Annotated in this window: 9 protein-coding genes and 1 pseudogene; 6 read left to right on the top strand and 4 right to left on the bottom strand. The window is 74.4% G+C overall.

Annotated elements, in window-relative coordinates:
• Positions 1–169: 169 nt before the first annotated feature.
• The gene (locus ACFV4G_RS23515; protein WP_380443467.1) at positions 170–2,668 is read right to left on the bottom strand and encodes a Tex family protein; all 2,499 of its coding nucleotides are present in this window, start codon (positions 2,666–2,668) and stop codon (positions 170–172) included.
• A 167-nt stretch (positions 2,669–2,835) separates the two neighbouring features.
• Here ACFV4G_RS23515 and ACFV4G_RS23520 point away from each other — a divergent pair, with 167 nt between their 5' ends.
• Positions 2,836–3,243: a PPOX class F420-dependent oxidoreductase gene (locus ACFV4G_RS23520; RefSeq protein WP_380443469.1), complete on the top strand. Its 408-nt coding sequence runs from the start codon at positions 2,836–2,838 to the stop codon at positions 3,241–3,243.
• Positions 3,244–3,269: 26 nt separating this feature from the next.
• On the opposite strand, the gene ACFV4G_RS23525 is transcribed toward ACFV4G_RS23520, so the two are convergent.
• A complete protein-coding gene (locus ACFV4G_RS23525; RefSeq protein WP_380443470.1) occupies positions 3,270–3,905 on the bottom strand; it encodes a hypothetical protein in 636 nt (211 codons plus the stop codon).
• A gap of 93 nt (positions 3,906–3,998) precedes the next feature.
• Between ACFV4G_RS23525 and ACFV4G_RS23530 the strand changes: the two genes are divergently transcribed.
• The 3 genes from ACFV4G_RS23530 (at position 3,999) to ACFV4G_RS23540 (ending at position 5,994) form a co-directional block, all read left to right on the top strand.
• On the top strand, positions 3,999–4,898 hold the full coding sequence (locus ACFV4G_RS23530) for an aminoglycoside phosphotransferase family protein (protein WP_380443472.1): 900 nt from the start codon (positions 3,999–4,001) through the stop codon (positions 4,896–4,898).
• 134 nt (positions 4,899–5,032) lie between these two features.
• A complete protein-coding gene (locus ACFV4G_RS23535) occupies positions 5,033–5,341 on the top strand; it encodes a hypothetical protein (RefSeq protein ID WP_380443474.1) in 309 nt (102 codons plus the stop codon).
• Positions 5,338–5,994, top strand: coding sequence for a TetR/AcrR family transcriptional regulator (locus ACFV4G_RS23540; RefSeq protein ID WP_380443476.1), 657 nt, complete (start codon positions 5,338–5,340; stop codon positions 5,992–5,994). Before ACFV4G_RS23535 ends, ACFV4G_RS23540 begins: the two co-directional genes overlap by 4 nt.
• Here the strand turns inward: ACFV4G_RS23540 and ACFV4G_RS23545 are convergent.
• Positions 5,991–8,045 carry a HelD family protein gene (locus tag ACFV4G_RS23545; RefSeq protein ID WP_380443478.1) on the bottom strand — a complete coding sequence of 685 codons (2,055 nt, stop codon included), beginning with the start codon at positions 8,043–8,045 and terminating at the stop codon, positions 5,991–5,993. The two genes, ACFV4G_RS23540 and ACFV4G_RS23545, sit on opposite strands and share 4 nt — an antisense overlap.
• A 142-nt stretch (positions 8,046–8,187) precedes the next feature.
• On the opposite strand from ACFV4G_RS23545, the gene ACFV4G_RS23550 reads away from it, so the two are divergent.
• Entirely contained in the window at positions 8,188–8,697 is a 510-nt protein-coding gene (locus tag ACFV4G_RS23550) for a DUF4240 domain-containing protein (RefSeq protein WP_380443480.1), read from the top strand.
• Here ACFV4G_RS23550 and ACFV4G_RS23555 read toward each other — a convergent pair.
• Complete coding sequence (locus tag ACFV4G_RS23555; RefSeq protein WP_380443481.1) at positions 8,694–9,620, bottom strand: pentapeptide repeat-containing protein; 927 nt, start codon at positions 9,618–9,620, stop codon at positions 8,694–8,696. The genes ACFV4G_RS23550 and ACFV4G_RS23555 overlap by 4 nt on opposite strands.
• Positions 9,621–9,839: 219 nt before the next feature.
• Between ACFV4G_RS23555 and ACFV4G_RS23560 the strand changes: the two are divergent.
• Positions 9,840–10,253 (top strand): annotated as a pseudogene (locus tag ACFV4G_RS23560) (hypothetical protein); the annotation flags it as partial.

Genomic DNA, 10,253 nt, shown 5'->3' on the forward strand with positions numbered 1-10,253 from the left:
TATCCGATTGGTGTGTGTTTTGTTTGCTTGTTTCTCGTGTGTGGGCGAAACGTCTAATCTGGGGGGGGGGGGGGGGGTTTTGCCCCCCCCCCCCGGGCCGTTCCGTGTTCTGCGTACTGCGTGCTGCGTGCTGCGTTCCGGGCCCTGGGGGCCGGGTGCCGGGTGCCGCTCAGCGCCGCCCGGAGCGGCGGTCGTCGCGCCCGCCCTGACCGCCCGAGCCGCCGGTCAGGCCCGCCCGGCGCAGCGCGTCCGCCATGGCGCTGTTCGCCGGCGGGGTGCTGCCGCCGGAGCCGCCCTGGCCGCCCTGGCCGCGCCGGTCCTGACCGCGGCGGTCGTCGCGGCGCTCGTCCCCGCGGCGGTCCTGGCGCGGCGGGCGGGCCTGCCGGTCTCCGCCGCCTCGGCCGCGCTCGCCGCCCCGATCCCCACCCCGATCCCCGCCGCGGCCGGGCTCGTCGTCCAGCCGCAGCGTCAGTCCGATCCGCTTGCGCGGGACGTCCACCGAAGTGACCCGGACCTTCACGATGTCGCCCGGCTTGACCACCTCGCGCGGGTCCTTGACGAAGTTCCTCGACAGCGCGGAGACGTGCACCAGGCCGTCCTGGTGGACGCCCACGTCCACGAAGGCGCCGAACGCGGCGACGTTGGTGACCACGCCCTCCAGCACCATGCCGACCTCCAGGTCGCCGATCTTGTCGACGCCCTCCTTGAAGACGGCGGTGCGGAACGCCGGGCGCGGGTCGCGGCCCGGCTTGTCCAGCTCGCCGAGGATGTCGGTGACGGTCGGGATGCCGAAGGTGTCGTCGGCGAAGTCCGCCGGGCGCAGCGCGCGCAGCCGCTCGCCGTTGCCGATCAGCTCGCGCAGCTCGCCGCCGGTCGCGGCGAGGATGCGGCGCACCACCGGGTAGGCCTCGGGGTGCACGCTGGAGGCGTCCAGCGGGTCGTCGCCGCCGGGGATGCGCAGGAAGCCCGCGCACTGCTCGAACGCCTTCGGGCCGAGCCGGGCGACGTCCTTGAGCTGCCTTCGGGTGCGGAACGGCCCGTTGGCGTCGCGGTGGGCCACGATGTTGTCGGCGAGCGTGCCGGTGATGCCGGAGACGCGGGTCAGCAGCGGCGCGGAGGCGGTGTTGACGTCCACGCCGACGGCGTTCACGCAGTCCTCGACGACGGCGTCCAGCGAGCGCGAGAGCTTCACTTCGCTCAGGTCGTGCTGGTACTGGCCGACGCCGATCGACTTGGGGTCGATCTTGACGAGCTCGGCGAGCGGGTCCTGGAGGCGGCGGGCGATGGAGACCGCGCCGCGGATGGACACGTCCAGCTCGGGCAGCTCCTGTGAGGCGAACGCGGAGGCCGAGTACACGGAGGCGCCGGCCTCGCTCACCATCGCCTTGGTGAGCCCCAGTTCGGGGTGGCGCCCCAGCAGGTCCTCGGCGAGCTTGTCGGTCTCGCGGGAGGCGGTGCCGTTGCCGATCGCGATCAGGTCCACGCCGTGCTTCTTCGCCAGCGCCGCCAGGGTGGCCAGCGAGGCGTCCCACTTGTTGGCGGGCTGGTGCGGGTAGATCGTGTCGTGCGCCACGACCTTGCCGGTGGCGTCCACCACGGCGACCTTCACGCCGGTGCGGAAGCCCGGGTCCAGGCCCATGGTGGCGCGGGTGCCGGCCGGGGCGGCGAGCAGGAGGTCGCGGAGGTTCGCCGCGAACACCCGCACCGCCTCCTCCTCGGCCTCGGCGCGCAGCCGGGACCGCAGGTCGATGCCGAGCCGCACCAGGACGCGGGTGCGCCAGGCCCAGCGGACGGTGTCGCCGAGCCACTTGTCGGCCGGGCGGCCGTGGTCGGCGATGCCGAAGCGGGCGGCGATGCGCTGCTCGTAGTCGGCCGCGCCGGGCAGGTCGCCCCTGGTGTCGCCGGTCTCGTCGCCGTCCAGCGGGGACAGTTCGAGGTCGAGCACCTCCTCCTTCTCGCCGCGCAGCATCGCGAGGATGCGGTGCGAGGGGAGCCTGGTGTAGGGCTCGGCGAAGTCGAAGTAGTCGGCGAACTTGGCGCCGTCCTGCTCCTTGCCGTCCCGCACCCGGGCGACCAGCCGGCCGCGGGTCCACATCCGCTCGCGCAGCGAGCCGACCAGGTCGGCGTCCTCGCCGAAGCGCTCGACCAGGATCGCGCGGGCGCCCTCCAGGGCCGCGCTCCCGTCCGCCACGGCCTCGTTGAGGTAGCCGGCGGCCAGCGCGGCCGGGTCCTGGGAGGGGTCGGCGAGCAGGGTGTCGGCGAGCGGCTCCAGGCCGGCCTCGCGGGCGATCTGCGCCTTGGTGCGCCGCTTCGGCTTGAACGGCAGGTAGATGTCCTCCAGGCGGGCCTTGGAGTCGGCCGCGAGGACCTGCGCGCGCAGCGCGTCGTCCAGCTTGCCCTGGGCCTCGATCGACTCCAGGACGGCGGTGCGGCGCTCCTCCAGTTCGCGCAGGTAGCGCAGCCGCTCCTCCAGCGTGCGCAGCTGCGCGTCGTCGAGGGAGCCGGTGGCCTCCTTGCGGTATCGGGCGACGAACGGGACGGTCGCGCCGCCGTCGAGCAGGTCGACGGCGGCCGTCACCTGCCCGTCGCGCACGCCCAGTTCCTCGGCGATCTTCCGCTCGATCGCCCGCTGGGCCCGCCGGGACTGCTCATCGACTGGCGTGGTCACGAAGCCGGTCACCTTCTCCTTCAGTGCGTTCGCCGTACGCCCTGCATTCTGGCAGGTGCCGCGGACGGCTCCCGGCCGCACCCGGGGCGGCCGGGCGTGGCGGGTGCGCCGCCCGGCTCCAACCGGGCTTGAGCGGTGCTCCGTTGCGCGCCCCTACGGTGGCGGGCATGGACACCTCCCCTTCGCTGGAGGCGGGGCGTGCCGCGCGGCTCGACCGGCTCGCCTCCGCCAAGTACCTGCTGTTCACGACCTTCCGGCGGGACGGCACCGGCGTGCCGACGCCGGTGTGGGTCGCCCGGGACGGCGACGCGCTCGTCTTCACCACCGTCACCCGCACCGGCAAGGTCAAGCGGCTGCGCCGGCGCACCGACGTCCTGGTCGGGCCGTGCGACATCCGCGGCACCCTGCTCGGCGAGCAGGTCCCGGCCACCGCCGTGCTCGACGCCGCCCGGGCGCCCGCGTACCGGAAGCTGCTGCGCCGCAAGTACGGCCCGCTGTGCGCGGTCGCGCTGGCGGCCAACGTGGTCCGGTTCGGCCGGGGCGGCACGGTCGGGGTGCGGGTGACGCTCGGCTGAGGCCGGCCGGCGGCGGCCGGCGCACGTCAGCCGTCGAGGTGGAGCTCCCGGCTCGGCCGGCCGTCGGCGGCGAGGTCGATCGTGACGGTCCCGGTGTCGGTGTCGACCTGGATCCGGTCCGGGCCCGACCAGCGGACGGCGCGGTCGTACGGGTCGTGGGGGCCCTGGGCGAGGACCAGCCACCGGCGGGTGGTCAGCCCGGTCCCCTCGTCGACGTAGTACGCCGTGGTGGAGTCGAGCGCCCAGCCCGTCTCCTCCTGCACGATCTTCCGGTCGGTGCGGCCCGGCGCCTCCTGGGTGCCCTTCACGACCGTGGAGGTCGCGAGGAAGAGCCAGAGCATCATCGTCCCGGCCGCCAGCAGTGTGACGGCGGTGGTGAGCAGGATCCGGAGCCACATCCACCAAGGAACGTTGAGCACCGCGACGAACAGGGCCGGGATCGCCAGGGTCCAGAGCAGCAACGGCCGGTCGAACCACTGCTGCAGCACGAGGTAGCCGCCCGAGCGGCTGTTGTAGTGCCCGGTCACGCCCAGGAGCAGCAGGACGGCCAGGACGGCGAACGCGGCCCGGAACGCCCAGCGCTCGAAAGCCGTCCACTCGATGCTGCGTCTGCCCGTAGGCCGGGCGGGCCGGCCGTCCGCCTGCCCCCGTGTGGTGATCATCGCGCCAGCGTAGTGATCTGATGATCCGAATTTGTCACAGCAGTTCGATGATCCGGCTGCTGGCCGCACGGGCCGCGCTGTACGCTGCCGGGCATGTGCGCTGCCGTCAGGATGCACCCCGACGAACCGGACATCACCACAGCCCTGGTGCGGCGGCTGCTCTCCGCCCAGTTCCCGCAGTGGGCCGGCCTGCCCATCCGCCCGGTCGTCTCCGCCGGGACGGACAACGCGATGTTCCGGCTCGGCCCGGACCTCGCCGTCCGCCTCCCCCGGGTCGGCTGGGCCGCGGACGGCGTCGGCCGCGAACAGTACTGGCTGCCGCGGCTCGCCCCGCACCTGCCGCAGCCGATCCCCGCGCCGGTAGCCCTCGGCCGGCCCGCCGCCGGCTACCCGTGGGAGTGGTCGGTGGTCCGCTGGCTCGACGGCGTGAACCCGGCCGTCGGCGCCCTCGCCGCACCGCTCCGACTCGCCCGCGACCTGGCCGCGTTCATCACCGGCCTGAGATCCGCCGACCCGGCCGGCGGACCGCCCGCGGCCCGCGGGGTCCCGCTCGCCGCCCGTGACGGCGCGACCCGCGCGGCGCTCGCCCGGCTCACCGGCACGATCGACACCGCGAGCGCGACGGCCCTGTGGGACAAGGCCCTGCGCCTGCCCGACCACACCGGCCCGGCCACCTGGATGCACGGCGACCTCTCTCCCGGCAACCTCCTGCTCGCCCCCACCGGAGGGCTCGGCGCGGTCATCGACTTCGGCCTGATGGGCGTCGGCGACCCCACCGTCGACGTCATCGCCGCGTGGACCGTCCTGCCCGCCCAGGCCCGCGGCACCTTCCGCACCGCCCTCGGCGCCGACGACGCCATGTGGGCCCGCGCCCGCGCCTGGGCCCTGTCCATCGCCCTCATCGCGATCCCGTACTACCGGCACACCAACCCCACCCTGACCGCCGCCGCCCGCCACGTCGTTCGCGAGGTCCTCGCCGACCGCACCGCCTGATCCGGCCCCTCCACGCGGTAGCGGTTCTGTCGCTCCTACTGCCCGCACAGGACGCCGTTGCTATGGCGTGCTGCCGCCAACCCGCTTTACGGAAAGCGGAGTTGGCGCCTGCCTGCCGCAGGGGGGAGCGCACCGTGGCGCTGTTCAAGGACGTCATCCAGGTCAGAGTCAGCAAGCGCGTGCCGTGGGTGGACGCGGACGCCTACCCCCTGCACAACATCGCCGGCGCCCGGCGGATCGAGACCCGGCGCCAGCGGTGGAAGTCGAGTCCGTGCGCCGGATCCTGGAGTCCCAGAGCTCCTGACACTCCAGACCGGGTCAGAAACCTTCCCCGGTCAAGCTTGGCTGCTAGCCTGGTTGGCATGAGCGAGCGATGCGAGCGAACAGTCAAGAGGTGCGTGTTCCGCGAAGCGACCGCCGAGCGCAGCGAGGTGGGCGCATGAGCGGACTGCGGGAGCTGAAGAAGGAACGGACGCGGCGGGCGATCTCGGAGGCGGCGATCGCGCTGTTCCTGGAGCACGGGTTCGACCGGGTGTCGGTCGCCGACGTGGCCGCGGCGGCCGAGGTGTCGAAGCCGACGCTGTTCAGCTACTTCCCGTCCAAGGAGGACCTGGTCGTCCACCGCTTCGCCGACCACCAGGACCAGGCCGCCGACGTGGTCCGCGGCCGGGCTCCGGGCGAGACGGCGATCGGTGCGCTGCACCGGGACTTCGTGGCCGGACTGGACCGGCGCGACCCGATCACCGGGCTCAACGACCACCCCGCCGTGCTGGCGTTCAACCGGCTCGTCCGCTCGACCCCGGGCCTGGTGGCCCGCGGCGCCCAGTACCTCGCGCGGGCCGAGGAGTCCCTGGCCGAGGCCCTGCGCGAGGACTCGGACGCCACCCCGCCCCGCGTGCTCTCGGCGCGGCTCCTGGCCGCCCAGCTCACCGCGACCCGGCGCGTCCTCGCCGAGCACAACCACCACCGCATCGCCGAGGACGGCCAGAGCGCCGACGAGCTCCACTTCGAGGCCGTCGGCGACGCCGACCGCGCCTTCGAACTCCTGGAGCACGGCTGGGCCCGGGCCGCCGGCCCCGGGCGCCCGACCCGCTAGCCGCCCGCCCGCATGGCCTCCGGCAGCGGGCGGGCGTGCAGCACGTCGAGGCGGGAGACGGCCCGGGTGAGCGCCACGTAGAGGCGGTGCAGGCCGCGCGGTTCGGCGTCGACGATCGCGGCGGGCTCCAGGACGATCACGTGGTCGTACTCGAGTCCCTTGGCCAGCGAGGCCGGCAGTACGGTGAGCCGGGCCGCCCCGCCGACCCCGTCCGCGGTCGCCGCCGGCAGCCCGGCCGCCGCCAGCGCCTCCGCCGTCCGTGCCACTGCGGCATCCGCCGCGATCACGGCCACCGAGCCCTCGTGACCGAGCGCCTCGCGGACGATGTCGGCCACTTCCTCTTCCACGTCCCCCACGTGACGGACCGTCACTTCTCCACCCGCCCGCAGCGAAACCGCCGGCGGCACGTCCACGCCGAGCGCACCCAGCACCCGGTTGGCGAGCTCCATCACCGCCGCCGGGACGCGGAATCCCGTCGTCAGCGGCACCACCGCCGCCCGCGGCTTGCCGAGGTGGGCCAGCTGCTCGGGCCAACTCCGCGCCGCCCCGGGCGTGGTGGACTGCGCGAGGTCGCCGAGCACGGTGAGCGAGCCGAAGCCGCTGCGCCGGGCGATCGCCCTGCACTGCATGGGCGAGAGGTCCTGCGCCTCGTCGACGACGACGTGCCCGAACCCGTCCGGCCGCTCGATCAGGCCCGCGACCTCGTCCAGCAGGAACAGGTCCTGCGCCGACCAGGCCGCGCTCCGCTCCGAACGCGGCGGGCGCCGCCACCGGATCGCCGCCTGCTCGCCCGCGTCCAGCAGGCCGGCCGCGGCCGCCGCCAACACCACGGGATCGCCGAGCAGTTCGGCCACCACGAGCTCCGGGCGGACGGCCGGCCACGCCGCGTCCAGGAACTCCTTCACCGGACGGCAGCGCCCGATCCGCGCCTCCCACGTCCCGCTGCGGACGCCCGTGCGCCGCTCGGCCCGGTCCCGCAGCGCCGCCACCACCCGGGTGCGCAGGTGCTCACGCCCGATCGCGTACGGCACGCCCTGCCCGCGCACCTCCGCGACCATCGATTCCAGCGCCTCCCCCGGGATCCGCCAGCGGTACGAGCCCTCCGTGACGACCACCGGCTCGGCGCCCGCCGCCCGGACCCTGGCGTACAGGGCGCGCTCCAGGACGGCGGCCATCCGGGCGTCCTGCTTGACGGCCGCGGCGCGCGTGTCGTCCTCGCCGCGCACCGGGTGGGTGGCGACCAGATCCTCCGCGGTGCACTGGGCGACGTCGATCTCGCCGAGCGCGGGCAGGACTTCGGCGATGTAGCGCAGGAACGCCCGGTTGGGCCCGATCACCAGCAGGCCCGAGCGCCGGATGCGCTGCGGGTGGGTGTAGAGCAGGTACGCGGCGCGGTGCAGGCCGACGGCGGTCTTGCCGCTGCCGGGCGCACCCTGCACGCACACCGACTCGGCCAGCCCGCCGCGCACCAGTGCGTCCTGCTCGGGCTGGATGGTTGCGACGATGTCCCGCATCGGCCCGGTCCGGGGGCGCTCGATCTCCGCGGCCAGGATGCCGCCGGGGGCATCGGCGGGCGGCCCGCCGAGCCGCTCGTCCTCCAGGCCGGTCAGGTCCTCCGGCGCCCCGGGGCTCGTCGGCGCCCAGCCGAACCGGCGACGCCCGGCCAGGCCGAGCGGGTCGTGCGGGCCGGCCTGGTAGAAGACCCGGGAGACCGGGGCCCGCCAGTCGACCACCAGCGGCGGCGCGGTCGGGTCCTCGGAGATCCGGCGGCGGCCCACGTAGTAGCGCTGCCGCCGGTGCTCACCGGCCTCGGGGACGTCGCCGAAGTCCAGCCGGCCGAAGAACGCCGGGCTGTCCGGCAGGTCCGCCATCCGCCGGGCCCGGGTGCGCAGGTAGCGGCCGAGCGCTTCGGCGCTCGCGCCGTCGCCGGACACGTCCTCGCCCGCGATCACCTGGTACCCGGCGTCGTCCACCTGCCGCGCGAGCGCCTCCCGGCACCGGGCGACGTGGGCCCGCTCCCGCGCCAGCTCGCCGTCGATTCCCGCCACCATGCCGCGACCTCCCGACCGTCGTTCCCGCACACTGGACCACCAGCATAACTGAACTCGGTAAAGAATCTACTCGGGTAAGAATCATGCCCCGGTTGCACCATGGGGGAATCGCGTGTCAGTGGCATGCGACAAGGTGGGTCGCATGCGGAACGAGAACGCGCACGACGAACTGCCGGTCATGACCTGGGACCGGTTCTGGGAGCTGGTCGGCACGCTGGGCGGGCCGGCCGTCCTGGAGAGGTGCGACCACCTGGAGGAGGCGTGCGAGGGCCTTGCGCAGCGGCTCGCGCTCGGGCCGGTCGAGGAAATCACCGGCTTCGGGGAGCGGCTGGCCGAGGCGCTGTACCGCTTGGACCGCGCGGAGTTCGGACGGCTGCCGGTCCAGGACGCCGAGGCGCCGCACGACTGGCAGACCGACGACCACTTCCTCTACACCCGCGCCGCCGTGGTGACGGCCGGGCGAGAGGTCTACGAGGGAGTCTTCGGCCACCCCGAGCGGTTCGCGCCGTACACCGCGCTCCAGGCGGAGGAGCTGCTGTACGTCCACGAGGAGGCGTACGAGGCGGCCACCGGCGAGGAGTGGGACTTCCTGACCCGCTACGACTACGAGTCGTGCTCCAACGCCGAGGGCTGGCCGGACCTCCGAAGCTAGCGCCGACGCGGGCGGCCGCCACCGGCCCGGCCGCCGCTGCGCGGCTTGCGCGGGGCGCCCTGCCGGGCGGCCTCCGCCGGGGCCGTGTCGGGCCAGTGGGCCGGGCGGGTCAGGCCGGCGGGGAGGCGGGTGGTCGCGTCGCCGCGGGCGGCGTTGAGCTGGGCCTGGGTGAGGAAGAGGGCCTCGGTGAGGTCGGCGCCCGCCAGGTTGGCGTCGCGCAGGTCGGCGCCGATCAGGTCGGCGAGCCGCAGGTCCGCCCCGCCCAGGTCGGCGGCGACCAGCAGCGCCCCGCGGAGGTTCGCGCCGCGCAGGTCGGCGCCGCGCAGCCGGGCGCCGAAGAGGTCGGCGCCGCGGTGCTCGCGGCGGCGCGGGACGGCAGCGCGGACGTGCTCGCTCGCCCGCAGCAGCAGTTCGCTGACGCGCTGCCGGTGCGCGTTCACGTCGACGGCGAGGATCTCCTGCGGAGTGCCACCGGCGAGCCGGTCGGTGGCCTCCAGGGCCTCCCGCAGCTCGGGGTGGACGGCGCGGGCGGCGTCGAAGCCGAGCGCCTCGCCGAGGTACGCCATGAGCTCGTGCAGCTGCCGCACGACCGGGAAGACGTCGAACATCTCCCGCGCGCTCGCCGGCTCCTCCCGCCAGCTGCGCCCGCCGTACGTGACCTGCGAGACGCGCTGGCCGGCGCCGAAGCAGTCGTAGACGGTGCAGCCCTGGAAGCCGGTGTCGCGCAGGCGCGCGTGGATCCCGCAGGTGAAGTCGGTCTGGAGGTTGCGGCACGGGGTGCCGGCGGCCTTGTCGACCGCGAAGTCGGCGCCTGCGGCGAACGGGAGGGCGACGCAGCAGAGCCCGAAGCAGCTGGTGCAGTCGGACCGGAGTTCGACCGGCAGCGATCCGCCGTTGCCGCCCACCTCACTGAGCTCGCTCATGCGCCCACCTCGCTGCGCTCGGCAGCCGCTTCGCGCAACACGCACCTCTCAATGGTTCGCTCGCTGCGCTCGCTCACGTGTCGTCGTCCTTCCGGCCTGGGCGCACCGAATCGTTCCGGTGCGTCGAACCCGCCAAGCCTACTGCGCCCCTGGCCTCACCCCTCCCCCAGATGTAAGGTATGCAGCACATATTCACCTATTACCAACGGGGGTAAGCCGATGCGGAACCAGGACCCGGACACCACGGAACTCGTCCGCCGCTGGATCTCCGGCTGGGTCGTCTCCCGGGGCGCCGCCGAACCCGCCCCCGCGCCGTGGGGCTGGAGCATCGACGTCGGGGCCCCGACCGGAGAGGTCGCGCGGCGCGTGCTGCCGCACCCCGCCGAGGACGACGTCCGCGAGATCGCCGGGGCGACGACGGCCCCGGGCACCTGGCTCAAGCTGTTCGCGGAGGACGACACCGTCCGCCCCTGGCTGGGGCCCGAGTGGCGGCTGGACGTGCCGGGCTTCCTGATGAGCCTGCCGCGGGGGGGGGCGGGGGGCCCCCCCCCACACGCACGAGAAACCAAAAAACCAGTGATGAACGGGGGGGTAGGACCAACAAAGGGTATCACCAAGAACGGCCCCCAAACC

It is taken from the genome of Kitasatospora sp. NPDC059747, from assembly GCF_042732955.1.
Lineage (GTDB): Bacteria > Actinomycetota > Actinomycetes > Streptomycetales > Streptomycetaceae > Kitasatospora.